The organism is Mycobacterium shunyiense, assembly GCF_058270035.1.
The window spans coordinates 263,351-288,075 of the sequence record NZ_JBZDPT010000001.1 but is presented as its reverse complement, the minus strand read 5'-3'; the positions used below and the strand labels follow the sequence as shown (position 1 = coordinate 288,075).

The 24,725-nt window shown below is 66.4% G+C and carries 27 protein-coding genes; 23 read left to right on the top strand and 4 right to left on the bottom strand.

The window, feature by feature from the left end; genetic code table 11:
• Window position 1: 1 nt before the first annotated feature.
• The 5 genes from AC4ELS_RS01475 to AC4ELS_RS01455 are packed head-to-tail and all read left to right on the top strand — an operon-like array spanning window position 2 to window position 4,109.
• Window positions 2–904 carry a hydroxymethylglutaryl-CoA lyase gene (locus AC4ELS_RS01475; protein ID WP_448442761.1) on the top strand — a complete coding sequence of 301 codons (903 nt, stop codon included), beginning with the start codon at window positions 2–4 and terminating at the stop codon, window positions 902–904.
• Between the two features lie 7 nt (window positions 905–911).
• Window positions 912–1,523: a TetR/AcrR family transcriptional regulator gene (locus AC4ELS_RS01470; RefSeq protein WP_055112240.1), complete on the top strand. Its 612-nt coding sequence runs from the start codon at window positions 912–914 to the stop codon at window positions 1,521–1,523.
• Window positions 1,524–1,543: 20 nt separating this feature from the next.
• On the top strand, window positions 1,544–2,788 hold the full coding sequence (locus AC4ELS_RS01465; protein WP_064878943.1) for an acyl-CoA dehydrogenase family protein: 1,245 nt from the start codon (window positions 1,544–1,546) through the stop codon (window positions 2,786–2,788).
• The gene (locus AC4ELS_RS01460; RefSeq protein WP_448442757.1) at window positions 2,785–3,765 is read left to right on the top strand and encodes a phosphotransferase family protein; all 981 of its coding nucleotides are present in this window, start codon (window positions 2,785–2,787) and stop codon (window positions 3,763–3,765) included. The genes AC4ELS_RS01465 and AC4ELS_RS01460 overlap by 4 nt, the downstream gene beginning before the upstream one ends.
• Window positions 3,762–4,109, top strand: a complete 348-nt coding sequence (locus AC4ELS_RS01455; protein WP_064878940.1) for a DUF6285 domain-containing protein — start codon at window positions 3,762–3,764, stop codon at window positions 4,107–4,109. The genes AC4ELS_RS01460 and AC4ELS_RS01455 overlap by 4 nt, the downstream gene beginning before the upstream one ends.
• Window positions 4,110–4,114: 5 nt before the next feature.
• On the opposite strand, the gene AC4ELS_RS01450 is transcribed toward AC4ELS_RS01455, so the two are convergent.
• Window positions 4,115–4,750 (bottom strand): class I SAM-dependent methyltransferase, encoded by a 636-nt coding sequence (locus AC4ELS_RS01450; RefSeq protein ID WP_064878938.1) that lies wholly within the window; start codon window positions 4,748–4,750, stop codon window positions 4,115–4,117.
• A 58-nt stretch (window positions 4,751–4,808) separates the two neighbouring features.
• Here AC4ELS_RS01450 and AC4ELS_RS01445 point away from each other — a divergent pair, with 58 nt between their 5' ends.
• The 18 genes from AC4ELS_RS01445 to AC4ELS_RS01360 all read left to right on the top strand — a co-directional run bounded on the left by AC4ELS_RS01445 (window position 4,809) and on the right by AC4ELS_RS01360 (window position 22,568).
• The gene (locus AC4ELS_RS01445) at window positions 4,809–5,198 is read left to right on the top strand and encodes a nuclear transport factor 2 family protein (RefSeq protein ID WP_448442754.1); all 390 of its coding nucleotides are present in this window, start codon (window positions 4,809–4,811) and stop codon (window positions 5,196–5,198) included.
• Between the two features lie 41 nt (window positions 5,199–5,239).
• A complete protein-coding gene (locus AC4ELS_RS01440; RefSeq protein ID WP_064959443.1) occupies window positions 5,240–5,755 on the top strand; it encodes a YceI family protein in 516 nt (171 codons plus the stop codon).
• 64 nt (window positions 5,756–5,819) lie between these two features.
• A complete protein-coding gene (locus AC4ELS_RS01435) occupies window positions 5,820–6,218 on the top strand; it encodes an Rv3143 family two-component system response regulator (RefSeq protein ID WP_448442752.1) in 399 nt (132 codons plus the stop codon).
• Window positions 6,219–6,391: 173 nt separating this feature from the next.
• Window positions 6,392–6,760 carry an NADH-quinone oxidoreductase subunit A gene (locus tag AC4ELS_RS01430; protein WP_055112226.1) on the top strand — a complete coding sequence of 123 codons (369 nt, stop codon included), beginning with the start codon at window positions 6,392–6,394 and terminating at the stop codon, window positions 6,758–6,760.
• Window positions 6,751–7,305, top strand: coding sequence for a NuoB/complex I 20 kDa subunit family protein (locus AC4ELS_RS01425; RefSeq protein WP_036388633.1), 555 nt, complete (start codon window positions 6,751–6,753; stop codon window positions 7,303–7,305). Before AC4ELS_RS01430 ends, AC4ELS_RS01425 begins: the two co-directional genes overlap by 10 nt.
• Window positions 7,302–7,985 carry an NADH-quinone oxidoreductase subunit C gene (locus tag AC4ELS_RS01420; RefSeq protein WP_064959444.1) on the top strand — a complete coding sequence of 228 codons (684 nt, stop codon included), beginning with the start codon at window positions 7,302–7,304 and terminating at the stop codon, window positions 7,983–7,985. Before AC4ELS_RS01425 ends, AC4ELS_RS01420 begins: the two co-directional genes overlap by 4 nt.
• Complete coding sequence (gene nuoD, locus AC4ELS_RS01415; protein WP_064878924.1) at window positions 7,985–9,289, top strand: NADH dehydrogenase (quinone) subunit D; 1,305 nt, start codon at window positions 7,985–7,987, stop codon at window positions 9,287–9,289. The genes AC4ELS_RS01420 and nuoD overlap by 1 nt, the downstream gene beginning before the upstream one ends.
• Before the next feature lie 58 nt (window positions 9,290–9,347).
• Entirely contained in the window at window positions 9,348–10,079 is a 732-nt protein-coding gene (nuoE, locus tag AC4ELS_RS01410) for an NADH-quinone oxidoreductase subunit NuoE (RefSeq protein ID WP_110776842.1), read from the top strand.
• A complete protein-coding gene (nuoF, locus tag AC4ELS_RS01405) occupies window positions 10,076–11,392 on the top strand; it encodes an NADH-quinone oxidoreductase subunit NuoF (protein WP_448442749.1) in 1,317 nt (438 codons plus the stop codon). The genes nuoE and nuoF overlap by 4 nt, the downstream gene beginning before the upstream one ends.
• A 92-nt stretch (window positions 11,393–11,484) precedes the next feature.
• Entirely contained in the window at window positions 11,485–13,887 is a 2,403-nt protein-coding gene (locus tag AC4ELS_RS01400; RefSeq protein WP_448442747.1) for an NADH-quinone oxidoreductase subunit G, read from the top strand.
• The gene (gene nuoH, locus AC4ELS_RS01395) at window positions 13,884–15,107 is read left to right on the top strand and encodes an NADH-quinone oxidoreductase subunit NuoH (protein ID WP_448442745.1); all 1,224 of its coding nucleotides are present in this window, start codon (window positions 13,884–13,886) and stop codon (window positions 15,105–15,107) included. The genes AC4ELS_RS01400 and nuoH overlap by 4 nt, the downstream gene beginning before the upstream one ends.
• 1 nt (window position 15,108) lies before the next feature.
• Window positions 15,109–15,633, top strand: coding sequence for an NADH-quinone oxidoreductase subunit NuoI (nuoI, locus tag AC4ELS_RS01390; RefSeq protein ID WP_064878914.1), 525 nt, complete (start codon window positions 15,109–15,111; stop codon window positions 15,631–15,633).
• A gap of 14 nt (window positions 15,634–15,647) precedes the next feature.
• Window positions 15,648–16,391 (top strand): NADH-quinone oxidoreductase subunit J, encoded by a 744-nt coding sequence (locus AC4ELS_RS01385; RefSeq protein WP_448442987.1) that lies wholly within the window; start codon window positions 15,648–15,650, stop codon window positions 16,389–16,391.
• Between the two features lie 4 nt (window positions 16,392–16,395).
• The gene (gene nuoK / locus AC4ELS_RS01380) at window positions 16,396–16,695 is read left to right on the top strand and encodes an NADH-quinone oxidoreductase subunit NuoK (protein WP_064878910.1); all 300 of its coding nucleotides are present in this window, start codon (window positions 16,396–16,398) and stop codon (window positions 16,693–16,695) included.
• Between the two features lie 7 nt (window positions 16,696–16,702).
• The gene (gene nuoL, locus AC4ELS_RS01375) at window positions 16,703–18,583 is read left to right on the top strand and encodes an NADH-quinone oxidoreductase subunit L (RefSeq protein WP_448442743.1); all 1,881 of its coding nucleotides are present in this window, start codon (window positions 16,703–16,705) and stop codon (window positions 18,581–18,583) included.
• Window positions 18,577–20,166 (top strand): NADH-quinone oxidoreductase subunit M, encoded by a 1,590-nt coding sequence (locus AC4ELS_RS01370; RefSeq protein WP_448442741.1) that lies wholly within the window; start codon window positions 18,577–18,579, stop codon window positions 20,164–20,166. The genes nuoL and AC4ELS_RS01370 overlap by 7 nt, the downstream gene beginning before the upstream one ends.
• A gap of 2 nt (window positions 20,167–20,168) precedes the next feature.
• The gene (nuoN, locus tag AC4ELS_RS01365) at window positions 20,169–21,734 is read left to right on the top strand and encodes an NADH-quinone oxidoreductase subunit NuoN (RefSeq protein ID WP_499045404.1); all 1,566 of its coding nucleotides are present in this window, start codon (window positions 20,169–20,171) and stop codon (window positions 21,732–21,734) included.
• A gap of 57 nt (window positions 21,735–21,791) precedes the next feature.
• On the top strand, window positions 21,792–22,568 hold the full coding sequence (locus AC4ELS_RS01360; protein WP_448442738.1) for an enoyl-CoA hydratase: 777 nt from the start codon (window positions 21,792–21,794) through the stop codon (window positions 22,566–22,568).
• On the opposite strand, the gene AC4ELS_RS01355 is transcribed toward AC4ELS_RS01360, so the two are convergent.
• From AC4ELS_RS01355 to AC4ELS_RS01345, 3 genes are read right to left on the bottom strand one after another with little or no spacing between them, the layout of a single operon-like run.
• Window positions 22,565–23,611 (bottom strand): zinc-dependent alcohol dehydrogenase family protein, encoded by a 1,047-nt coding sequence (locus AC4ELS_RS01355; protein ID WP_448442736.1) that lies wholly within the window; start codon window positions 23,609–23,611, stop codon window positions 22,565–22,567. The two genes, AC4ELS_RS01360 and AC4ELS_RS01355, sit on opposite strands and share 4 nt — an antisense overlap.
• Before the next feature lie 31 nt (window positions 23,612–23,642).
• On the bottom strand, window positions 23,643–24,317 hold the full coding sequence (locus tag AC4ELS_RS01350; RefSeq protein ID WP_448442734.1) for a PIG-L deacetylase family protein: 675 nt from the start codon (window positions 24,315–24,317) through the stop codon (window positions 23,643–23,645).
• A 2-nt stretch (window positions 24,318–24,319) separates the two neighbouring features.
• Window positions 24,320–24,718 (bottom strand): SgcJ/EcaC family oxidoreductase, encoded by a 399-nt coding sequence (locus AC4ELS_RS01345; protein ID WP_448442732.1) that lies wholly within the window; start codon window positions 24,716–24,718, stop codon window positions 24,320–24,322.
• Window positions 24,719–24,725 lie beyond the last annotated feature (7 nt).

Genomic DNA, 24,725 nt, shown 5'->3' with positions numbered 1-24,725 from the left:
GATGAACCTGCCCGAGAAGGTCGACATCCGCGAGGTGTGTCTACGCGACGGCCTGCAGATCGAGGCGCCGATTCCGTTGTCCGCCAAGGTTGCAATCCTTGAGGCCATCGTGGCCACCGGGGTACGTGAGGTGGAGGCGACGGCATTTGTCTCACCCTCGAAAGTGCCCGCATTGGCCGATGCGGCCGAACTCGCCGAGGAACTGCACAAGTTCCCCGACGTCGAGTTCTCTGCCCTGGTGGCCAGCCCCAACGGCGCCAAACGCGCCATTGCCGCGGGGCTGGGCTCGATCGAGTACGTGGTGTCCGCCTCCGACGCCCACTCCCAGGCCAACGTCGGGCGCACCTCGGCCGAGGCCACGGCTCAGATCGCCGAGATCATGGCCATCGCGGCAGACACCAACACCTCGGTGGAGGTCATCATCGCCACCGCGTGGGACTGCCCGTTCGACGGCCCGACCGATCCGCAGCGGGTGCACGACATCGTTTCGTCCGCAGTCGGTTTCGGCGTCAACCGGATCGCCATCGCCGACACCATCGGCACGACCACCCCGCGTCGGGTGAGCTCCCTGATCGCTCAGGTCCGGCCGCTGACCGGGGGCCTGCCACTGGGTGCGCACTTCCACAACACCCGCGGCGCGGGACTGGCCAGTGCCTACGCGGCGGTGCAATCCGGGGTCACCCGCTTGGACGCATCGGTCGGCGGGCTGGGCGGCTGCCCGTTCGCCCCGGGAGCCAGCGGCAACATCGCCACCGAAGATCTGGTCTACCTGTTGCGCGACAGCGACATCGCCGTCGACGTCGACCTGTCGGCCGCGATCGACGCCGCACGTGTCGCACAGGAAGCCGTGGGCCACGAGCTTCCCAGTGCCCTGCTGCGCGCAGGCGACCGGATCTTGAACTGAGGCGTCGATGACCGCTGCCGAGCTGGGCACCAAAGGCCGCCAGACCCGATCGGCGATCGAGCTCGCCGCGCGGAAACTTTTTGCCGAACGCGGTTTTCACGGCACCACGCTCTCGGATATCACCTCCGCCGCGGGCAAGAGTCCAGCAGTGTTCTACCGGTATTTCACCGACAAGGAGGATCTGCTGGCGGCGCTGGCCGAATCCTTCCTGCACGACGTCGTCGAGCCGTCGGGGCTGAACCTGCACCTGCCGGACTCTCCGGAGGACACCGAGTTCTTCACCACGGTCGTCACCGGCTACTGGAACATCTTCAAACAGAACATCGGCATCATGATCGCGGTTGCCCAGTTGGCTGCGACGCAGCAGCGATTTGCCGATGTGCAGAACAAGTTCCGACGGTTCGGTGTCGACATCGTCATCGCCTCGGTGCACCACGCGCAGGACCAGGGCCACGCCCAGGGCCTACAACCGGAACACGTGGCGGCAGCCATCGCCTTGCTGTTCGAGAACTTCACCACGGTATTCGTCGGTCATTCCGGTCTCGGCATCGAGATCAGCGACGCTGAGGCCATCACGACCCTGTCCACCATCTGGAAGAGAACCCTGTACGGCTTCTGACCCGAGAAAGAGAGATCACCGTGGATTTCGCTTTGCCCGAACATCTTTCAACCGTGCTCACCGAGATGGACGAGTTCATCGAGGCCGAGATCAAGCCGCTTGAGCGTGAGCACATGCAGTACTTCGACCAGCGCCGCGAATATGCCCGCACCGACTGGGAGAACGGCGGAGTGCCCGCCCGGGCCTGGGAGGACCTGCTCGACGAGATGCGGCGACGGGCCGACGCCGCAGGGTGGCTGCGGTACGGCCTGCCCGCCCGGTTCGGTGGGCGCGATGGCAGCAACCTGGACATGGCAGTGATCCGGGAACACCTGGCGCACAAGGGGCTGGGGCTGCACAACGACCTGCAAGACGAGTCCTCGATCGTGGGGAACTTCCCTCAGGTGATCATGATGGACCGCTTCGGCACCGAGGCCCAGAAGGCGGACTGGGTCGAGGCGATGCTCACCGGCAAGCGTTCCATGGCGTTCGGATTGACCGAACCCGACCACGGTTCGGATGCCACCTGGCTGGAGACGACGGCAGTAGCCGATGGGGACGGCTGGATCATCAACGGGCGCAAGCGGTGGAACACCGGAGTGCACCGGGCCACCCATGATCTGATCTTCGCCCGGACGTCGGGCAGTGCCGGATCAGCTCAGGGAATCACCGCATTCCTCGTGCCCACCGACGCGCCGGGATTCACCGTCCCGTTCTACTGGTGGACGTTCAACATGCCCACCGATCACGGTGAGGTCGAACTGAAGGATGTACGCGTGCCGGCCGACGCGGTGCTCGGCGAGATCGGCCGCGGTCTGGAGGTCGGGCAGACCTTCCTGCACGAGAACCGCATTCGTCAGGCGGCCAGCAGCCTGGGCGCCGCCCAGTTCTGTATCGACCGTGCCGTGGACTACGCCAACCGGCGGATGGTGTTCGGCAAGCCGCTGGCAGTGAACCAGGCCGTGCAGTGGCCACTGGTGGAATTGCAGACCGAGGCGCAGATGGTCAGGCTGCTCGTCCGTTATGCCGCAACGCAACTGGACCAGAACCACCATATGGAGGTGTCCGACAAGGTCTCGATGGCCAACTACCGCGCCAATCGGCTGGTGTGTGAGGCCGCCGACCGTGCCATGCAGGTACACGGCGGCATCGGATACAGCCGTCACGAACCGTTCGAGCACATCTACCGCCACCACCGGCGGTACCGGATCACCGAGGGTGCCGAGGAGATCCAGATGCGTCGGGTGGCGCAGCGGTTGTTCGGGTTCGGCAAGGCAAAGCGGTGACCAGCCCCGCCTTGCTCACTCCCCGACTGGTCGACGTCCTCACCCCGGTGCTCGGCGCCGAGGTCGCCGTCGAGAATCTGCGCGAGCTGACCGGCGGCGCCAGCCGCACCACGTGGTCGTTCGATGCGGTCACGGACTCGGCCCGGCGTGCCCTGATCCTGCGGACCGGCGCACCTGACGAGGTGCACGCCGGCATGGAGCTTGAGGCCGGCGCCCAACAGGCTGCGGCCCGGGCCGGGGCGCCGGTCCCCCACGTGATCGTCGCCGACAATTCCGTTGCCGCCCTGGGCGATCCGTTCCTGATCTGCGACTTCATCGGTGGCGAGACCATCGTGCGGCGTATTCAGCGCATGCTCGACGACGCCGGCCGGTCCCGGCTGCTCACGCAGTGCGCGCAGGCGCTGGCCGCCATCCACCGGGCCGAACCGCCGGCGCTGGCCGGCCTCGTGGAGCTCGACCAGATTTCCCAGTGGCGCGGGCAGCTCGACGAGATGTGCGATACCACCGCCACTTTCGAATGGGCCTTTCGCTGGCTGGAAACCAACCGGCCGTCCGCCTCACCGCTGCGGCTGGTGCACGGCGACTTCCGGATGGGCAACCTGATCGTGGACGACTCGGGTCTGGCCGCGGTACTGGACTGGGAGTTGGTGCACCTCGGCGAGGTGTACGAGGACCTGGCCTGGTTCTGCATCCGGGCCTGGCGGTTCGGCGCGCCGGGCGACCTCGGAGCCGGTGGGCTGGGCAGCATCGAGTCCTTTCTGAGCGCCTACGAGCAAGCCGGCGGGCAGCCGCTGGACCGATCGGCGATCCGCTGGTGGCTCGTGCTCGCCACCCTGCGCTGGGGCGTGATCTGCCGCTACCAGGCCGAGCGCCATCTGAGCGGGCAGACCCGGTCGGTGGAGCTGGCGACCATCGGCCGTCGGGTCTGCGAGACGGAGTGGGATCTGTTGGGTCTGCTGGACGGGAGCAGCTGGTGATCAACCTGTACGGACGGCCGACCGCAGCCGAGCTGGTGGCTGCGGTCGCGGAGTTCCTCGACACCGAGGTGCGCGACAGTGAGTCGGTTGCCGCTCCGGTCAAGTTTCAGGCCCGGGTTGCGGCCAATGCGCTGCGCATGGTCGAACGCGAACTGCTGGCCGCCGAAGCCGTCCCGGTCGCCGAAGCCGCACTGAGCGGCGTCGGCTTCACCGACGAGGCCTCACTCGCGGCGGCGATCCGGTCCGGGCAGCTCGACGACCGAGCCGACGACGTCACCGCCTGCCTGCGCGTCCTGGTGCGTCAACGGCTCGCCGCCGCACATCCGGGCTACGACGAGCCGTGAACCCGTCAGAGCCTGCGGACCCGGGCCAGCCACGCCGGCTCGTCGACCCGGGCCCCGACCGGCTCGCCGATCGCCTCGGCATGCGCGGCACCCACCACGCCGCGGTATGTCGTGGTCTCCAGAGATTCCAGGTCCCAGCCTTCGGAGAAGGCCTGTCGGATGATCTCCTCGCTGACCTGGGGTCCGAAACCGCGGCCCGCGTCGGACAGAGCCAATACGTGCACCGTCGCACCCGGCCGGCACACCCGGTGCAGAGCGGCCACATAGCGGGGCCGGTCGGCATCGTCGAAGACGTGGAACAGCGCGCTGTCGACGATGGTGTCGTACCGCGGGCCCTCCGCCTCACCGAGCCGGGTCGCATCGGCGACGGCGAAGTGCGCGTCGATACCCTGCTGCGTCGCGTTCTCCCGGGCCTGGGCCACGGCATGTTCGGAGAAGTCGATGCCGAGTACGTCGTACCCGAGCCGGGTCAGCAGCATGGTGTGTTCACCGGCGCCGCAGCCGACATCGAGCACCTTGCCGCCCAGAAGGCCGGTGCGTTCCAACTCGACGATGGCCGGTTGCGGCTCGCCGATGACCCATGGCGCGGTACGGGACTCGTAGGCTTCGTCGAACAGCGAATGTGCGGGCGTGGAGTTCATGATTCGAGTCTGAAACCTGAATGACTGTTGAGGTCAAGCCCTACCCGAGGAGCCGATGATGTCCCCTACCGAAGTCGAAGTCGTCGACGGCGTCGCGCACCGATTGTTCGACGCGATCGAGCGCGGAGACAAGGCCGCGGTGGCCCAGCTGTGGGCCGACGATGTGTCGGTCTGGCACGCCGGCGACGCCAAGGACAACGACCGCACCCGTGCTTTGAAGGTCATCGACTGGTTCATCAACGCGACCACCGGGCGCCACTACGAGGTGCTCGATCGACAGTTCTTCGACGGCGGATTCGTCCAACAGCACGTCTTACACGCCGGCACCCCCGACGGCACGTTGATCGCACTGCGGGTGTGCATCGTGATCAGAGTGGGTACCGACGGTCTTATCCACCGCATCGACGAATACTTCGATCCGAAGGACATCGCGCCGTTGTTCGCCTGAACCGAGCTGCTCACCCGATCCGAGCGAAAATTGGAGGTTTCATGGCCACGACCAGCGACATCCTGACCGTCAGCGCCGGGAACTGGATCCTGGTTCCAGACCGATCCAAGGTGACGTTCAGGAACAAGACGATGTGGGGCCTGACCACCGTCACCGGGCAGTTCACCGAATTTCGCGGTGAAGGGTCCGCCGGCGCCGGAGTGAGCGGCCAGGTGGTGATCGAAGCGGCATCTGTTCGCACCGGCATCGGGAAGCGGGACAACCATCTGCGGTCTGCCGATTTCTTCGATGTCGAGGGCCATCCGAACATCACGGTGCAGGTGACAGGTTTGGAGCCATCCGACGACCGGGTGCGGCTGACGGCGGTCCTGACCGTCCGCGGAGTGTCGAAGCCCGTCGAATTGCCCGTCGATGTGGAGGCACTCGACGACGGCGCGCTGCAGTTGTCAGGTCAGTGCGAGGTCCAACGAGACGACTTCGGCGTGTCGGGCGACATGCTCGGGATGGTCGGTCCGACGACGATCCTGTCCGGTGAACTCGTGTTCACCCGAGTCTGATGCCCTGCAACAGAATTCGCTGAGTTGACCGGCCTACGGCACCGCGCGCAGTAGCATCGGCAGCATGGCCGGCCCCGCGCCGCTGCGCCTCCTGGTGTACAGCGACAACCCGCGCACCCGCGAACAGGTACGACTCGCACTGGGCAAACGCGTGCACCCGGAACTGCCCGAACTCGAATACGTCGAGATCGCCACCGCACCGATAGTGGTCGCACAGATGGACGCCGGCGGTATCGACCTGGCCATTCTCGACGGGGAGGCCACCCCGGCCGGGGGCATGGGAGTGGCCAAACAGCTCAAGGACGAAGTCGCGAACTGCCCTCCGATCCTGGTGCTGACCGGGCGACCCGACGACGCATGGCTGGCTAGCTGGTCACAGGCCGAAGCGGCGGTCCCGCACCCGATCGATCCGATCCGGTTGGGTGACGCGGTGGTGTCGTTGCTGCGCGCTCCGGTCCGATAACTTTTCCGCGAATTACCCTGTTGCCGTTGACTTTCGCGGCATGGCTACGGCCGCAGCGACACGCTGCCCCGATATGAAACGATACTAACCAAAATGTGTGGCACAGGCCGCAAACCTCGCTAGGCTGTGGGTTAGCTCACATCGACAGCCCACCCGAGGGAGCGATAAGTGGCATGAATTTATATACGCCCATCCTGGTTCTCGGAGCGATCGCGGCCGCGTTCGCCGTGGTTTCCGTGGGAATCGCGCTCGTGATCGGCCCGCGGCGCTACAACAGGTCCAAACTTGAGGCCTACGAATGCGGTATCGAACCGATGCAACCCGGGGCTGCAGGGGTGACCGGCCAGCGTATGCCGATCCGGTACTACCTCACGGCGATGTTGTTCATCGTGTTCGACATCGAGATCGTCTTCCTCTACCCGTGGGCCGTGGCCTTCGACAACCTCGGGCTGTTCGCGCTGGTGGAGATGTTGCTGTTCATGCTCACGGTGTTCGTGGCTTACGCCTATGTCTGGCGGCGAGGGGGCTTGAATTGGGATTAGAGGAACGTCTGCCCGGCGGGATCCTGCTGTCGACGGTGGAGGCCGTCGCGGGTTACGTGCGTAAGGGGTCGTTGTGGCCGGCCACCTTCGGTCTGGCCTGCTGCGCAATCGAGATGATGTCCACAGCCGGGCCGCGTTTCGACATTGCCCGGTTCGGGATGGAGCGGTTCTCGGCGACACCGCGGCAGGCCGACCTGATGATCGTGGCGGGCCGGGTCAGCCAGAAGATGGCACCCGTACTGCGCCAGATCTACGACCAGATGGCCGAGCCCAAATGGGTGCTGGCCATGGGGGTTTGTGCTTCCTCCGGCGGCATGTTCAACAACTACGCAGTGGTACAGGGCGTCGATCATGTGGTGCCGGTGGATATCTACCTGCCCGGCTGCCCACCGCGGCCGGAAATGCTCCTGCACGCAATCCTCAAGTTGCACGACAAGATTCAGCAGATGCCGCTCGGCGTCAACCGCGAGGAGGCGATCCGAGAGGCCGAGCAGGCAGCGTTGGCCGTCACACCGACCATCGAGCTCAAGGGGCTGCTGCGGTGAGTACAGCCAACGGAAACAGCGAGGGCGCCGAGGTGATCGGGACGCGTCGCGGCATGTTCGGCGCCTCGGGCACCGGCGACACGTCGGGTTACGGCCGCCTGGTCCGCTCGGTCGCACTGCCCGGCAGTTCCCCTCGCCCCTACGGCCAGTATTTCGACGAGATCGTGGACCGGCTCGCCGAGATCCTCGGTGAGGAACGCTATGCGGTGTCGATCGAACGCGTGGTGGTGCATCGTGATGAGCTCACCCTGGAGGTCAGCCGGGTCCAGCTGCCCGCGGTGGCCAGTGTGCTGCGCGACGATCCGCAATTGCGGTTCGAGCTGTGCTTGGGCGTGAGCGGGGTGCACTATCCCGACGACACCGACCGTGAACTGCACGCGGTGTACCCGCTGATGTCGATCACCCACAACCGCCGGATTCGGTTGGAAGTCGCAGCGCCCGATGCCGATCCGCACGTGCCGTCGCTGTTCACCATCTATCCGACCACCGACTGGCACGAACGCGAGACCTACGACTTCTTCGGCATCGTGTTCGACGGTCACCCGGCGCTGACCCGGATCGAGATGCCCGACGACTGGGTCGGCCACCCTCAGCGCAAGGACTATCCGCTGGGCGGAATCCCGGTCGAATACCACGGCGCGCAGATCCCGCCGCCCGATCAGCGGAGGTCCTACAACTGATGAGCACCGAATCCCCCGTCGTGGTGGTCGGCGGACAGGACTGGGACGACGTGGTGGCCGCGGCCCGTGAGCATGCCGGCGAACGCATCGTGGTGAACATGGGTCCCCAGCATCCGTCGACGCACGGTGTGCTGCGGCTGATCCTGGAGATCGAGGGCGAGATCATCACCGAAGCCCGTTGTGGCATCGGCTATCTGCATACCGGGATCGAGAAGAACCTGGAATACCGCAACTGGACGCAGGGCGTCACCTTCGTCACCCGGATGGACTACCTCTCGCCGTTCTTCAACGAGACCGCGTACTGCCTGGGCGTGGAGAAGCTGCTCGGCGTCACCGACGATATTCCCGAGCGCGCCAGCGTGATCCGGGTGATGCTGATGGAACTCAACCGGATCACATCGCATCTGGTGGCACTGGCCACCGGTGGGATGGAGCTGGGCGCGATGAGCGCGATGTTCTACGGGTTCCGGGAACGCGAAGAGATTCTGCGGGTGTTCGAGTCGATCACCGGGCTGCGGATGAACCATGCCTACATCCGGCCGGGCGGGCTGGCCGCCGATCTGCCCGACGGCGCGCTCGGTGAGGTCCGGGCGTTGCTCGACCTGTTACCGAACCGCTTGCAGGACCTAGAGGATCTGCTCAACGAGAACTACATCTGGAAGGCCCGCACGGTCGGTGTCGGGTATCTCGACCTGACCGGATGCATGGCGCTGGGGATCACGGGCCCGGTGTTGCGCTCCACCGGGCTGCCCCACGATCTGCGTCGCGCGCAGCCGTACTGCGGTTACGAGAACTACGAATTCGACGTCATCACCGATGACCGCTGCGATTCGTACGGCCGGTACATCATCCGGGTCAAGGAGATGCGGGAGTCGCTCAAGATCGTCGAGCAGTGTGTGGACCGGCTCGAGAAGATGGGCGACGGTCCCGTGATGATCAACGACAAGAAGCTGGCCTGGCCCGCCGATCTCAAGGTCGGCCCCGACGGTCTGGGCAATTCCCCCGAACACATCGCCAAGATCATGGGCCACTCGATGGAGGGGCTGATCCATCACTTCAAGCTCGTCACCGAGGGCATCCGGGTACCGGCCGGGCAGGTCTATGTCGCGGTCGAGTCCCCGCGCGGCGAGCTCGGAGTGCACATGGTGTCCGACGGTGGCACCCGGCCGTACCGGGTGCACTATCGCGACCCCTCGTTCACGAATCTGCAAGCGGTGGCGGCGATGTGCGAGGGAGGCATGGTCGCCGATGCGATCGCCGCGGTGGCGTCGATCGATCCGGTGATGGGCGGGGTTGATCGATGAGCGCTTGCGCGAAGAGGAAACGGCCTGTGAGCGCTTGCGCGAAGAGGAGACAGCACGGATGACTGACGTATTCATTCAACTGGGGCAACGCCCCGATGAAGCGGGCCCGCCGATCAACGGGCCCGCGGCATATCCGGATGAGGTGACGGCGCGGCTCACCGCCGACGCCGAGCAGATCATCGCCCGTTATCCCGAAGCCCGCTCTGCGCTGTTGTCGTTGCTGCATCTGGTGCAGGCCGAGGACGGTTGCCTGACATCGGCCGGAATCGGTTTCTGTGCCACGCTGTTGGGCCTGACCGATGCCGAGGTGGCCGCGGTCGCCACGTTCTACTCGATGTACCGGCGCACGCCGACGGGCGAATACCTCGTCGGGGTGTGCACCAACACGTTGTGCGCGATCATGGGCGGCGACGCGATACTCGATGCCCTGCAGGATCATCTGGGCATCCATGCCGGGGACACCACGGCCGATCGCCGGGTCACTCTCGAACACATCGAGTGCAATGCCGCCTGCGATTACGCACCGGTGGTGATGGTCAACTGGGAGTTCTACGACAACCAGACCCCGTCGTCGGCGCGGGATCTCGTCGACGGCCTGCGCGGCGGAACGCCGCCGGCCCCGACCCGCGGTGCACCACTGTGTACTTTCCGGGAAACCGCCCGGACCCTGGCCGGTCTGACCGACCCGCACACCCCGGGAGGTGCCCCCGGCACAGCCACGCTGGCCGGTCTGCGGGAAGCCAGGAAACGCGGCATGTCCACTCCCGAAGCGGGAGGCCCGATCTCGTGACCGCGCTGACCCCGGTACTGAGCCGATTCTGGGATGAACCAGAACCGTGGACGCTGGACACCTACCTCCGCCATGACGGTTACCGCGGGCTGCAGCGCGCCCTGGCGATGGGGCCCGACGACGTGATCGCGCTGGTCAAGGACTCCGGACTCCGTGGACGCGGCGGCGCAGGTTTCCCGACCGGCACCAAGTGGTCGTTCATCCCCCAGGGAGAAGACGGTCCGGCCGCCAAGCCCCATTACCTCGTCGTCAATGCCGACGAATCAGAACCCGGTACGTGCAAGGACATTCCGCTCCTGCTGACCACACCGCACTTTCTGATCGAGGGCATCATCATCGCGGCGTACGCGATCCGGGCCCGCCACGCGTTCATCTATGTCCGTGGCGAGGTGGTGCCGGTCTTGCGCCGGCTGCAGGCCGCGGTCGCCGAGGCCTATGCGGCGGGATATCTGGGCACCGACATCCTCGGCTCCGGATTCGACCTGGAACTGACCGTGCACGCCGGAGCGGGCGCCTACATCTGCGGCGAGGAAACCGCGCTGCTGGATTCCCTGGAGGGCCGCCGCGGCCAACCACGACTGCGCCCACCGTTTCCCGCCGTCGCGGGCCTCTACGCCTGCCCGACAGTGGTCAACAACGTCGAGTCCATCGCCAGCGTTCCCCCGATCCTCGTCAACGGCGTGGACTGGTTCCGGTCGATGGGATCGGAGAAATCCCCTGGCTTCACGCTGTATTCGCTGTCGGGCCACGTCAACCGGCCCGGACAGTACGAAGCGCCGCTGGGCATCACCCTGCGCGAACTACTCGACTACGCCGGTGGCGTCCGCGACGGGCACACCCTGAAATTCTGGACTCCGGGCGGATCGTCGACACCGCTGCTGACGACCGAACACATCGATGTGCCCCTGGATTACGAGGGCATGGCCTCCGTCGGATCCATGCTGGGCACCAAAGCGCTGCAGATCTTCGACGAGACCACCTGCGTGGTCCGGGCAGTACGACGCTGGACACAGTTCTATGCGCACGAATCCTGCGGCAAGTGCACACCGTGCCGCGAAGGCACGTACTGGCTGGCCCAGATCTACGCCCGCCTGGAAACCGGTGCTGGCACCCGGGCCGATATCGACAAACTGCTCGACATCGCCGACGGCATCTTCGGAAAGTCGTTCTGCGCGTTGGGTGACGGTGCGGCCAGCCCGATCATGTCCTCGATCAAGTACTTCCGTGACGAGTACGTGGCGCACCTGGACAGGGGCTGCCCGTTCGATCCGCACGCCTCGACGTTGATGGCGACCGAAGGGGCGGGTGCGTAGATGTTTCTCACCGCGAGCAGACACAAAGTCGCACTTTTACCGGGCGCGCCGTGCGAGTTCGCGTCTGCTCGCGCAAGGAAAGGGGGCCGTGCATGACGCTGGCCGAGCCGACCAAGGACACCCCGCCGGTGGAAATGGTGTCGCTCACCATCGACGGTGAACACTTCAGTGTCCCCAAGGGCACGTTGGTGATCCGCGCCGCCGAACTGATGGGTGTCCAGATCCCGCGGTTCTGCGATCACCCGCTGCTCGACCCGGTGGGGGCCTGCCGGCAGTGCCTCGTCGAGGTCGAGGGTCAGCGCAAGCCGATGGCCTCCTGTACCACCACGGTCAGCCCAGACATGGTGGTGCACACCCAGTTCAGCTCCGAAGCTGCCGACAAGGCCCAGCGCGGTGTGATGGAACTACTGTTGATCAACCACCCGCTGGACTGCCCGATCTGCGACAAGGGCGGTGAATGTCCCCTGCAGAACCAGGCAATGTCCAACGGGCGCCCCGAAACCCGGTTCGAGGACGTCAAGCGGACCTATCCGAAGCCGATCAGTATCTCCGCGCAGGTGCTCCTGGATCGCGAACGGTGCGTGCTTTGCGCCCGTTGCACCCGGTTCTCCGCACAGATCGCCGGCGACCCGTTCATCGAACTGTTGGAACGTGGTGCGCTGCAACAGGTGGGCATCGCCCCCGGCGAGCCGTTCCAGTCCTACTTCTCCGGTAACACCGTGCAGATCTGCCCGGTGGGGGCGCTGACGGGGACGGCCTACCGCTTCCGGGCCCGGCCATTCGACCTGGTGTCCAGCCCCAGTGTCTGCGAACACTGCGCGTCGGGATGTGCCCAGCGCACCGATCACCGCCGAGGCAAGGTCATGCGGCGCCTGGCCGGTGACGATCCCGAGGTCAATGAGGAGTGGAACTGCGACAAGGGTCGGTGGGCGTTCACCTATGCCACGGTCGGAGATCGGATCACGACGCCGTTGGTCCGGGAGAACGGCGCGTTGCGCCCGGCATCGTGGTCAGAAGCGCTGACGGTGGCCGGGGCGGGCCTGCTGGCTGCCGCGTCGAGCACCGGTGTGCTGGTCGGCGGGCGCTGCACCGTGCAGGATGCCTACGCCTACTCGAAGTTCGCCCGGATGGTGCTGGGCACCAATGACATCGACTTCCGCGCGCGGCCGCACTCCGGCGAGGAGGCCGATTTCCTGGCTGCCCGCATCGCCGGACAACCGATGACATTGCGTTACGCCGAACTGGAAAAGGCACCGACCGTGCTGCTGGTCGGGTTGGAGCCCGAAGAGGAATCCCCGATCGTCTTCCTGCGACTGCGCAAGGCCGCCCGCAAGAACGGCCAGCAGGTGCTCTCGGTGGCACCGTTCGCCAGTCGCGGGCTGACCAAGATGGCGGGCACGCTGATCCCCACGGTCCCCGGAGCCGAGGCGGATGCACTGGCCGCGCTGGAGACCGATGAGCGACTGCGAGGACCAGGGGCGGTGATCCTGGTCGGTGAGCGACTGGCCACCTCACCCGGCGCATTGTCGGCCGCGCAGCGCCTGGCCACGGCAACTGGGGCCCGGTTGGCGTGGGTGCCGCGCCGGGCCGGCGAGCGCGGCGCCGTAGAGGCCGGCGCCCTGCCGAACCTGCTGCCCGGGGGTCGCCCCGTCACCGATGCCGACGCACGAACCCAGACGGCTACGGTGTGGAACACCGCCGAACTGCCCGGCACCACCGGACGCGACACCAACGCCATCCTGGCCGCGGCAGCTGACGGACAACTCGCCGCGCTTCTGTTCGGCGGCGTCGAGGTTACCGACCTGCCCGACCCGGCCACGGCGCTGGCCGCACTGCGCGCCACCCCGCTCGTCGTCAGTCTCGAACTGCGCGAGAGCGAGGTCACCGAGCTGGCCGATGTGGTGTTCCCCGTGGCGCCGGTGGTGGAGAAGGCCGGCGCATACGTGAACTGGGAAGGCCGGATTCGCCCGTTCAAGCCGGCGTTGCAGACGAACGCGATTCCCGACCTGCGGGTACTGCACTACCTCGCCGACGAGATCGGCGTCGACCTCGGGCTGACCGGACCCGACGCCGCGGACGGCGAACTGGCCCGGCTCGGTAGCTGGACCGGACCCCGCGCCGCGGAGCCGGTGGCGACACCCGAACCACGCCCGACCCCCGGGCCCGGACAGGCGGTGCTGGCCAGCTGGCGTCTGCTGCTCGACGCCGGACGCCTGCAGGACGGCGAACCCTATCTGGCCGGCACTGCGGTCTGCCCGGTGGCGCGGCTCTCGCCCGGTACCGCCACTGAACTCGGTGTGGCAGCGGGAGATCCGGTGACCGTGAGCACCGACCGCGGATCGGTCACCTTGCCGCTGTCGATCACCGAGATGCCCGACCGGGTGGTGTGGCTACCCACCAATTCCCCGGGGTCGGCGATCCATCGACAACTCGGGGTGACCGCCGGTGCCCTGGTCTCGATCACGCGGGCCTCGATCGGGCAGGCCGACTCATGACCTACCCCGACCCCACCCTGTTCGGTCACGACCCGTGGTGGCTGATCCTGGCCAAGGCACTCGGGGTGTTCGTCTTCCTGCTGCTGACCGTGCTCGCGGCGATCCTCATCGAACGGAAGGTGCTGGGCCGCATGCAGTTGCGGCCCGGCCCCAACCGGGTGGGCCCCTGGGGTCTGCTGCAGTCGTTGGCCGACGGGGTCAAGCTGGCACTCAAGGAAGGGCTCGTCCCTGCCGGCGCCGACAAGCCCATCTACCTGCTGGCGCCGATCATTTCGGTGATCCCTGCATTCATGGCGTTCGCGGTGATCCCGATGGGAGGCGAGGTTTCGGTCTTCGGCCACCGTACCGCGCTGCAGTTGACCGATCTGCCCGTCGCGGTGCTCTACATCCTGGCTGTCACCTCGATCGGGGTGTACGGCATCGTGCTGGCCGGGTGGGCGTCGGGGTCCACCTATCCGCTGCTGGGCGGTCTGCGTTCCAGCGCCCAGGTGATCTCCTACGAGGTCGCGATGGCCCTGTCGTTCGCCGCGGTGTTCCTCTACGCGGGCACCATGTCCACCTCGGGCATCGTGGCGGCCCAGGACAGCACGTGGTTTGTGTTCCTGCTGCTGCCTTCGTTCGTCGTGTATGTGACGTCGATGGTGGGCGAGACCAACCGGGCGCCTTTCGATCTGCCCGAGGCCGAGGGAGAACTGGTCGGCGGCTTCCACACCGAGTACTCGTCGTTGAAGTTCGCGATGTTCATGCTCGCCGAGTACGTCAACATGACCACCGTCTCCGCGCTGGCCACCACGATGTTCCTCGGCGGCTGGCATGCACCGTTCCCGTTCAACCTGATCGACGGCGCGAACAGCGGCTGGTGGCCGCTGCTGTGGTTCACCGCCAAGGTGTGGATGTTCATGTTCGGATACTTCTGGCTGCGGGCCACCCTGCCCCGGATGCGTTACGACCAGTTCATGGCATTGGGCTGGAAGGTGCTCATCCCGGTGTCACTGGTGTGGATCATGGTCGTCGCCGTCACTCACAGCCTGCGCGAGCACGGGTACCACAACTGGGCCACCGGCCTGGTGACCACCGCGGTCGTCATCGTGGCGGTTTTGGCAGCCGCGCTGTGGAAAGCGTTGCGGGGCAGGATTGCTCAGCCGATACCGCAGCAGAGCGCCGGCGCCTACCCGGTACCTCCGCTGCCGAATGCTGGAAAGGAGGCTGTCGATGCCTAAGATGCCCAAGTTCGTCGACGCCCTGGCCGGATTCGCGGTCACCTTCGGATCGATGTTCAAAAAGCCGATCACCGAAGAGTATCCGGAGAAACCGGGACCGGTCGCACCGCGATATCACGGCCGTCATCAACTCAACCGTTACGCCGACGGCCTGGAGAAGTGCATCGGCTGCGAATTGTGCGCCTGGGCCTGTCCGGCCGACGCCATCTTCGTCGAAGGCGCCGACAACACTGCCGACGAACGCTTTTCGCCGGGCGAACGCTACGGCCGGGTGTACCAGATCAACTATCTGCGCTGCATCGGGTGCGGATTGTGCATCGAGGCCTGCCCGACCCGGGCGTTGACGATGACCAACCAATACGAGATGGCCGACGACAACCGGGCCGACCTGATCTGGGGGAAGGACAAGCTGCTGGCCCCGATGCAACCCGGGATGCAGGCACCACCCCACGACATGGCGCCGGGCAGTACCGACGACGACTACTACCTCGGCCGGATCACCCCGCTTTCCCAGGACGCCCAGTGAGCCCCGACGTCCTGATGCTCGCCGCTGAACATTCTGCGCGGACGTCGACATCGGAGGCGGTGCTGTTCTGGATCCTCGGGACGGTCGCGGTGCTCGGCGCCATCGGCGTGGTCGCCGCACCGAAAGCGGTGTACTCCGCGGTGTTTCTGGCCTGCACCATGATCGCGCTGGCGGTGCTCTATATCGCCCAGGACGCCTTGTTCCTCGGCGTGGTGCAGGTGGTGGTGTACACCGGCGCGGTGATGATGCTGTTCCTGTTCGTACTGATGCTCATCGGTGTCGACCTGGCCGAATCCTTCGCCGAAACGATACGCGGCCAACGCATTGCGGCACTCGCGGCGGGCACCGGGTTCGGCATCCTGTTGATCGCCGGGATCGGCAGCGTGTCTGTCAGCGGGTTCACCGGGCTGGCCCAGGCCAACAGCGGTGGCAACGTGGAAGGACTGGCGGCCCTGATCTTCACCCGGTACCTGTGGGCATTCGAGCTGACCAGCACACTGCTCATCACCGCCGCTCTCGGCGCGATGGTACTGGCGCACCGAGAGCGCTTCGAGCGCCGCAAAACCCAGCGAGAACTGGCCGTCGAACGGTTCCAGGCCGGAGGTCATCCGACGCCGCTGCCCAATCCCGGTGTCTACGCACGGCATAACGCCGTCGATGTCCCGGCCCGACTGCCCGATGGCTCCGATGCGGCGTTGTCGGTGAGCGCCATCCTGCCGCAGCGCACGATCAGTAACTCGGCCAACGGGGAGGGGTGATGCGATGAATCCCGACAACTATCTCTACCTGTCGGCGCTGTTGTTCACCATCGGCGCTTCGGGAGTACTGCTGCGGCGCAATGCCATCGTGATGTTCATGTGCGTCGAGCTCATGCTGAACGCCGCCAATCTGGCGTTCGTGGCGTTCTCCCGCATGCACGGTCATCTCGATGGTCAGGTGGTGGCGTTCTTCACCATGGTGGTGGCCGCCTGCGAAGTGGTGATCGGCCTGGCCATCATCATGACCATCTTCCGTACCCGCCATTCGGCCTCGGTCGACGACGCCAGCCTGCTGAAGCACTAAGGGCGACATGACACTACCTGTGTGGCTTCTGATCGCACTCCCGGCCGCCGGAGCAGCGGTGCTGCTGTTGAGCGGCCGACGGTCCGACCGGTGGGGGCATCTGCTGGGTTGCGCGACCGCGCTGAGCGCCTTCGCCGTCGGAGCGGTGCAGTTCAGCCAGATGCTGGGCCGCCCCGACGAGGGCCGGGCCGTCGCAGAATCCCTGTTCTCCTGGGTGCCGGTGGCCGGCTTGCAGGTCGATTTCGGCCTGCAACTCGATCAGCTGTCGGTGTGCTTCGTGCTGCTGATCACCGGCGTGGGGTCCTTGATCCATATCTACTCCATCGGGTACATGGCCGAAGATCCTGATCGGCGAAGGTTTTTCGCGTACCTGAATCTGTTTGTGGCGGCCATGCTGCTGCTCGTGCTCGCCGACAACTACCTGGGCCTGTATGCCGGGTGGGAAGGCGTGGGCCTCGCCTCGTATCTGCTGATCGGGTTCTGGTCGCACAAGCCGTCGGCGGCCGCCGCAGCCAAGAAGGCGTTCGTCGTCAACCGGGTCGGCGACATGGGTCTGGCCATCGCGCTGATGATCATGTTCGCCACCGTCGGGTCGATCTCGTTCGCCGGGGTGTTCGGCGCCGCACCGGCATTGAGCGAAGCCACGTTGACCGCGATCGGCCTCCTGCTGTTGTTGGGCGCCTGCGGCAAATCGGCCCAGGTGCCGCTGCAGTCCTGGCTCGGGGACGCGATGGAGGGCCCGACCCCGGTGTCGGCGCTCATCCACGCCGCCACGATGGTGACCGCCGGCGTCTACCTGATCGTGCGGTCCGGGCCGATCTTCGACCTGGCCCCGGGAGCTCAGACCGGTGTGGTCGTCGTCGGCGCGGTCACGCTGCTGTTCGGCGCGATCATCGGCTGCGCCAAGGACGACATCAAGAAGGCGCTGGCCGCGTCGACCATGAGCCAGATCGGCTACATGGTGCTGGCCGCCGGCCTCGGGCCCGCCGGGTACGCGTTCGCGATCATGCACCTGCTCACGCACGGATTCTTCAAGGCCGGCCTGTTCCTCGGGGCGGGGTCGGTGATGCACGCGATGAACGACGAGGTGAACATGCGCCGCTACGGCGGTCTGCGCAAGGTCCTGCCGATCACGTTCGCCACGTTCGGACTCGGCTATCTGGCCATCATCGGAGTCCCGCCGCTGGCCGGCTTCTTCTCCAAAGACAGCATCATCGAGGCGGCGCTGGGCGCCGGGGGCGTACGCGGGGTGATCCTCGGCGGGGCAGCCATTCTGGGGGCCGGGATCACCGCGTTCTACATGACCCGGGTGATGCTGATGACGTTCTTCGGCGAAAAGCGTTGGGATGAGCAGGCGCATCCGCACGAGGCGCCGGCCGTGATGACCTGGCCGATGATCCTGCTCGCGGTCGGCTCGGTGGTCTCCGGCGGCGCGCTGGCGATCGGTGGCACGCTGTCGCACTGGCTCGAGCCGGTTGTCGGCGCTCACGAGGCGCACCATGCGATCCCTGCGTGGGTGGTCACTGTGGTGGTGCTGGCCGTCGTCGCGGTCGGCATCGCGGTGGCCTACCGGATGTATGCGCGGCGGCCGGTTCCGGTCGAGGTGCCCGACGGCTCGGCGCTGACGGTGGCGGCCCGGCGCGACCTGTACGGCGACGCTTTCAACGAGGCGGTGTTCATGCGAGGTGGCCAGACCTTGACGGCGGCCCTGGTGACCGTCGATGACAAGGTGGTCGACGGCACCGCAGGTGGCCTGGCCGCGCTGGTCAGCCGAACATCGGACGGGTTGCGCCAGTTGCAGACCGGCTTCGCCCGCTCCTATGCGCTCTCCATGCTGGGCGGGGCGGCCCTGGTGGTGGCGACGATCCTGGCGGTGCGACTGTGGTGAGCACATTTCCGTGGCTGACGGCGTTGTGGGCCACCCCGACGGTGGGAGCCGCCGTGGTGATGCTGCTGCCCGCGGCGCAGCGGACACTGGCCAAATGGTTCGCGCTGGTGGTCTCGCTGGCCGCGCTGGGTCTGGCCGCCGTGCTCGCCGTCGGCTTCGCTCCCGCCGGTGAGCAGTATCAGTTCGTCGAATCACACCGCTGGATCCCGTCGTTCGGCACCGGCTACATCCTCGGGGTCGACGGAATCGCTCTGGCCCTGGTGGTCCTCACCGCGGTGCTGCTGCCGCTGCTCATCGTCGCGGGCTGGAATGACGCCACCCACCAGACCGGGCTGGGCGGCCGCGGCGTCCAGGCCTACCTGGCGCTGACGCTGGCCGTCGAGGGCATGGTGTTCATGTCCCTGGTGGCCCTGGACATCTTGCTGTTCTACGTGTTCTTCGAGGCCATGCTGATCCCGATGTACTTCTTGATCGGCGGGTTCGGCGGGGAGCACAGATCTAAAGCGGCGGTGAAGTTCCTGCTGTACAACCTGTTCGGCGGCCTGGTCATGCTGGCCGCGGTGATCGGGCTCTACGTGGTCACCGCGGGCAGCGATGCCTTCGATTCGGGCACGTTCGACTTCCGCGCGATCGTCGCCGCGGTCTCGTCCGGTGAGCTCGTGATCAACCCGATGGTGGCGAACTTCCTGTTCCTCGGTTTCATGTTCGCATTCGCCGTCAAGGCGCCGCTGTGGCCTTTCCACCGCTGGCTGCCCGATGCCGCGGTTCAGGCCACCCCCGCGAGCGCGGTGCTGATGATGGCCATCATGGACAAGGTCGGCACGTTCGGCATGCTGCGCTACTGCCTACCGTTGTTCCCCGATGCGTCAACGTATTTCCGGCCCCTGGTCATCACTCTCGCGGTGATCGGCATCGTCTACGGCGCCGTCCTGGCGATCGGCCAGACCGATGTGATGCGGTTGATCGCCTACACCTCGATCTCGCATTTCGGTTTCATCATCCTGGGCATCTTCGTGATGACCAGTCAGGGTCAGGCCGGGTCGACCCTGTACATGATCAACCACGGGATCTCCACGGCCGCACTGTTCCTGATCGCCGGATTCCTGGTCTCGCGCCATGGTTCCCGGTTGATCGATTCCTACGGCGGCGTGCAGAAGGTGGCCCCGGTCCTTGCCGGAACGTTCCTGGTGGCCGGCCTGGCCACGTTGTCCTTGCCGGGCCTGGCGCCGTTCATCAGTGAATTCCTGGTTCTCATCGGCACATTCACGCGGTACCCGGTGGTCGCGGTGTTCGCCGCCACCGCACTGGTGCTGTCCGCCGTGTACATCCTGTGGATGTACCAACGGATGATGACCGGCCCGCTCCCCGAGGGGCTCGCCGGCGACGGACACCGGATCCGGGACCTGGTTCCTCGCGAGCTCGCCGTGGTGGTCCCCCTGATCGCGCTGCTGCTGGTGCTGGGCATCTATCCCAAACCCGCTCTGGACGTGATCAATCCGGCCGTCCAGCACACGTTGACCACCATCGGACAGAACGATCCGCCACCGCAGGTGTTGCCCAAGCTGGCAGAGGGGGTCCGCTGATCATGGTGACGCCGAGCATCGAATACGGCCTGCTGTCCCCCATGCTGATCGTGTTCGGGGTGGGAGTGGCCGGTGTACTGGTCGAGGCTTTCCTGCCCCGACCGGCCCGCTACCGGGTACAGGTCGCCCTTGCACTGGGCGGACTGCTCACCGCCGTCGTGGCTGTCGTCCTTTTGGCCCGGGACCTTCACGGCACCCCCGGCCGACCCGCGGTCTTGGGCTCGGTGGTCCTCGATGCACCCGCATTGTTCCTGCAGGGCACCATCGCCGTCGTCGGTGCACTGGGGATCCTGTTGATCGCCGAACGGCAACCCAGAACTGCTACGCAAGACGGCATCGCCGGTCTGGACGGCTTCACGCCACAGGCCTCGGCGGTGCCGGGAAGCGTGGCCGAGAAGATGGCCACCAAGTCAGGGGTGATGCAGACCGAGGTCTTCCCGCTGACCATGTTCGCCATCGGCGGCATGCTCCTGTTCCCGGCCGCCGATGATCTGCTGACCATGTTCATCGCGCTGGAAGTCCTGTCGCTTCCGCTCTACCTGCTGTGCGGGCTGGCCCGACACCGGCGGCTGCTGTCGCAGGAAGCGTCGATGAAATACTTTCTGCTGGGCGCGTTCTCGTCGGCCTTCTTCCTCTACGGCGCGGCCATGCTGTACGGCTACGCCGGCACCCTGGATCTGGCCGGAATCGCCACCGCCGTGGACACCAAGGCACCCAACACTCCGCTGGCACTGATCGGTGTTGCCCTCTTGCTGGTCGGCGTGTTGTTCAAAGTCGGTGCCGTTCCGTTCCATTCGTGGATCCCCGACGTGTACCAGGGCGCCCCGACCGCGATCACCGCATTCATGGCCGCAGGAACCAAGCTCGCCGCGTTCGGCGCCATGCTGCGCATCTTCTACGTGGCGCTGCCGCAGTTGCGTGACGACTGGCGGCCCGTGCTGTGGGCGATCGCGATCCTGACCATGGTGGTCGGCACCATCACCGCCGTCACCCAGACGGACGTCAAACGCATGCTCGCCTACTCCGCGGTGGCCCACTCGGGTTTCATCCTCACCGGCGTGATCGCCGCCAACCCGGCCGGTGTGTCCTCCACGCTGTTCTACCTGTTCGCCTACGGATTCAGCACGCTGGGCGCGTTCGCGGTTGTCGGTCTGGTTCGCAACGCCGCCGACGAGGAGGAGACGTCGATGGCGCAGTGGGCCGGTCTGGGCCGGCGATATCCCATTGTCGGCGTGGTGTTTTCGTTGTTCCTACTGGCATTCGCCGGAATTCCGCTGACCAGCGGATTCGTCAGCAAGTTCGCGGTGTTCAAGGCCGCAGGTGAGGGCGGGGCCATCCCGCTGGTCATCATCGGCGTCATCGCCAGTGCCGTGGCGGCCTATTTCTACGTGCGGGTGATCGTGCTCATGTTCTTCACCGACCCGCCCGAGGGGGCCCCCGAAGTCGTTGTTCCGAGCGGGCTCACCGCCGCCGTCATCACCGTCACCGCGGCCGTCACCTTCGCGCTCGGCGCCCTGCCGCAACCGCTGCTGGACCTGGCCAACAATGCCGAGACCTTCCTGCGCTGATTTCTCACCGCGAGCAGACGCAAACTCGCACAAATATGCGGCGTAGCATGCGATTTTATGTCTGCTCGCGATGTTGTCCTTACCACTGACCACGGCGCTGTCCGGGTCCTCACCCTGCATCGTCCACAGTCGCGGAACGCGCTGGGACGCGAGCTGATCGAGGAGCTGTACCGCGCCCTGGACGAGGCCGACACCGACCCGGCCGTACGGACGATCGTGCTCACCGGGACCGACCCCGCGTTCTGCGCCGGCGTCGACCTCAAAGAGGCGCAGACCCTCGGCATGGACTACTTCGAGAAGTTCCGGTCGCACAACTGCATCACCAAGACCGGCGAGTTGAGCACTCCGATCATCGGGGCGATCAACGGGGCGACGTTCACCGGCGGGCTGGAGATGGCGCTTGGCTGCGACTTCCTGATCGCCTCCGAGCGGGCGGTGTTCGCCGACACCCACGCCCGGATCGGCATCCTGCCCGGCGGCGGGATGACGGCCCGGCTGCCTCACGTGGTCGGTGCGGCCATGGCGCGGCGGCTGTCGATGACCGGTGAGGTTATCGATGCCGCCCGCGCCGAACGCCTCGGCCTGGTCACCGAGGTGGTGCCGCACGAGCGGCTACTGGAGCGGGCACTGGAACTGGCCGGTCAGATCGCCGAGGTACCGGGACCGACCATGGCAGGCCTCAAAGAGATCTACACCCGCGGCAGCCAACCGATCGTCGGTCCCGCACTCGCCGCCGAGCAGGAGATCGCCGGCGCGCAGGCCCGGGATTTCGACGGTCTGGGTGACCGCTATCAGGCGGTGGCCCAACGTAACCGGGGCCAGATCGACAGCTAGCCCGGCGAGGCCGGCTCGATGATCGTGATCCCCGGCCCGGTGGGCGTGTCCATGGCGGCCATCGCCGCGCCCGCCTGATCGAGCCCCACCCGCCGGGTTACCAACAACTCCGGTTGCAGTGCACCCGACGCGAGAAGACCCAGCATCGCCGGGTAGTCGACGGCAGGCATACCGTGCGACCCGAGGATCGCGAGTTCCTGGGCGATCACCCGGTCCATCGGGAGCGCGGTCTGTGCCGCATCACCCAGCAGGAGCCCCACCTGGATATGCCGACCGCGCCGCCGCAACGAGGACACGGAGGCCGCCGCGACCGCCGGATGTCCGATCGCGTCGACCCCGATGTGTGCACCGCCGCCGGTCCGTTGCACGACTTCGGCTGCGGTGTCGGGGATCTCGGTGGCATTGATCAGCTCATCGGCTCCGAGACGGTTCGCGACGTCCAGCGCCTGAGCGCTGCGGTCCACGGCAACGACCTTGGCGCCGAAGGCTTTCGCGATCATCACCGCCGACAGGCCTACCCCGCCACACCCGTGGACCGCGACCCACTGGCCGGGCTGTACCTCACCGTGGACGACCAGGGCTCGGTACGAGGTCGCGAACCGGCACCCCAGCGAAGCCGCCGCCACGAACGAGACCTCGTCAGGCAGACGGACAAGGTTGGCCTGCGCCCGCGGGACCGCGACCCGCTGTGCGAAGGAGCCGGGCAGAGTGAAACCCGGCTGGAGCTGATCGGGGCACACCTGGGCGTTCCCGGACACGCAGAACTCGCAGCGACCGCAACCCAGGACGAACGGCGCGGTCACCCGATCGCCCACCTGCCAACCCGACACGTCGGCACCCAACGCCACAACGGTCCCGGCGAATTCGTGACCGGGAATGATCGGCAAGGCCACCGGATCGTGGCCCCGCCACGCGTGCCAGTCGGACCGGCACACGCCGGTGGCCGCCACCTCGACGACCACCCCGTCGTCGGGACATTCGGGATCGGCCACGTCGACCACGACGGGCCGCACGCCCACCTCGGAATAGACCACTGCACGCACAGCTGCGATAGTAAGCCGATTCCTGCCCGGTTCAGCGATGCCGCTTCACAATGAAGCCGACGGTTCGCCCGCCGAATCCCGGCAGGGCGGGCGTCGACATCTCCACCTGTTGCCGGGCCTGTTCGACGACGGGAGTCTTCGGGTCGAGCACCGACAGGTAAACCTCATGGGCGGCAAGAGATCTCACCGCCACATCGGTATAGCCGTCGACGACCTCACAGTGCGACGGGTCCGGCCCGTTCTCGAAGAGCCAGGCCGGCGGATCGGTCAAGCTGTCGTAAGCCGCCGCGACGGCGTGGGCGAATTCGATGTGGTCACGCTGATTGGGTGCGCCGGGCGCCCAGCTGGGCCCGCTGTAGAGGGTGACGACGACGTCGGGACGCACCGCCGCGATGGTGTCGGCGATCTTCGCCCGCAGTTCGGGAGTGTCGCGGATGTTGCTGTCCGGAAAGTCCCAGAACGACACGTCATCGACGCCGACGATGGCGGCCGACCGCCGCTGCTCCCCCTCCCGCAGCGGCCCGGCCTGTTCGGGCGGCATACCGGCGATACCGACCTCGCCGCGCGAGGCCAGCGCGTACTTCACGGACTTGCCCTCGTCGGTCCACTTGGCGACGGCGGCCCCGACGCCGTACTCGGGATCATCCGGGTGGGCCACCAACACCAGCGCGGTCTGCCAATCGGTGGGAAAGGTTTGGATGGCCATCGCTAGCGCACCCGGGTGTTGTGGGCGGAGCGGATCAGCCAGCCTCCGTCGTTCTCGACGAGGACGTAGCTGATGATGCCGCTGCGGTCCTGGGCCTGTGCGCCCGGCTGGACGTGGTCGGGCCAGTCCCAGCGGGTGTGCACCAGCGCCACACCCGGAGCGATCTCATCGATGGACTCGACCTGCTGGGTGTAGTTGCACTTCTGCCGGACAACGGATTCCGGAACATCGCGGTGCCCTTCGACATTCGCTTGACGCGAGGTCCACCACAATCCGCTGTGCGCGACGAAGTCGGCATCCTCGGTGAAATACCGACCCCAGCCATCCATGTCGTGCGCTACCCACAGGTCGGTCGTCGCCGCCATGACGGCCCTGATGTCCTGCCGCTCCTTCAGGTTCATTCCACCA

Excerpts from the sequence above, each read along its gene's own strand:
- AC4ELS_RS01475 (WP_448442761.1), top strand. The coding sequence starts at position 2 with ATGAACCTGCCCGAGAAGGTCGACATCCGCGAGGTGTGTCTACGCGAC.
- AC4ELS_RS01470 (WP_055112240.1), top strand. The coding sequence starts at position 912 with ATGACCGCTGCCGAGCTGGGCACCAAAGGCCGCCAGACCCGATCGGCG.
- AC4ELS_RS01450 (WP_064878938.1), bottom strand. The coding sequence starts at position 4,750 with ATGAACTCCACGCCCGCACATTCGCTGTTCGACGAAGCCTACGAGTCC.
- AC4ELS_RS01445 (WP_448442754.1), top strand. The coding sequence starts at position 4,809 with ATGTCCCCTACCGAAGTCGAAGTCGTCGACGGCGTCGCGCACCGATTG.
- AC4ELS_RS01440 (WP_064959443.1), top strand. The coding sequence starts at position 5,240 with ATGGCCACGACCAGCGACATCCTGACCGTCAGCGCCGGGAACTGGATC.
- AC4ELS_RS01435 (WP_448442752.1), top strand. The coding sequence starts at position 5,820 with ATGGCCGGCCCCGCGCCGCTGCGCCTCCTGGTGTACAGCGACAACCCG.
- AC4ELS_RS01430 (WP_055112226.1), top strand. The coding sequence starts at position 6,392 with ATGAATTTATATACGCCCATCCTGGTTCTCGGAGCGATCGCGGCCGCG.
- nuoD (WP_064878924.1), top strand. The coding sequence starts at position 7,985 with ATGAGCACCGAATCCCCCGTCGTGGTGGTCGGCGGACAGGACTGGGAC.
- nuoE (WP_110776842.1), top strand. The coding sequence starts at position 9,348 with ATGACTGACGTATTCATTCAACTGGGGCAACGCCCCGATGAAGCGGGC.
- AC4ELS_RS01400 (WP_448442747.1), top strand. The coding sequence starts at position 11,485 with ATGACGCTGGCCGAGCCGACCAAGGACACCCCGCCGGTGGAAATGGTG.
- nuoH (WP_448442745.1), top strand. The coding sequence starts at position 13,884 with ATGACCTACCCCGACCCCACCCTGTTCGGTCACGACCCGTGGTGGCTG.
- nuoI (WP_064878914.1), top strand. The coding sequence starts at position 15,109 with ATGCCCAAGTTCGTCGACGCCCTGGCCGGATTCGCGGTCACCTTCGGA.
- AC4ELS_RS01385 (WP_448442987.1), top strand. The coding sequence starts at position 15,648 with ATGCTCGCCGCTGAACATTCTGCGCGGACGTCGACATCGGAGGCGGTG.
- nuoK (WP_064878910.1), top strand. The coding sequence starts at position 16,396 with ATGAATCCCGACAACTATCTCTACCTGTCGGCGCTGTTGTTCACCATC.
- nuoL (WP_448442743.1), top strand. The coding sequence starts at position 16,703 with ATGACACTACCTGTGTGGCTTCTGATCGCACTCCCGGCCGCCGGAGCA.
- nuoN (WP_499045404.1), top strand. The coding sequence starts at position 20,169 with ATGGTGACGCCGAGCATCGAATACGGCCTGCTGTCCCCCATGCTGATC.
- AC4ELS_RS01360 (WP_448442738.1), top strand. The coding sequence starts at position 21,792 with ATGTCTGCTCGCGATGTTGTCCTTACCACTGACCACGGCGCTGTCCGG.
- AC4ELS_RS01350 (WP_448442734.1), bottom strand. The coding sequence starts at position 24,317 with ATGGCCATCCAAACCTTTCCCACCGATTGGCAGACCGCGCTGGTGTTG.
- AC4ELS_RS01345 (WP_448442732.1), bottom strand. The coding sequence starts at position 24,718 with ATGAACCTGAAGGAGCGGCAGGACATCAGGGCCGTCATGGCGGCGACG.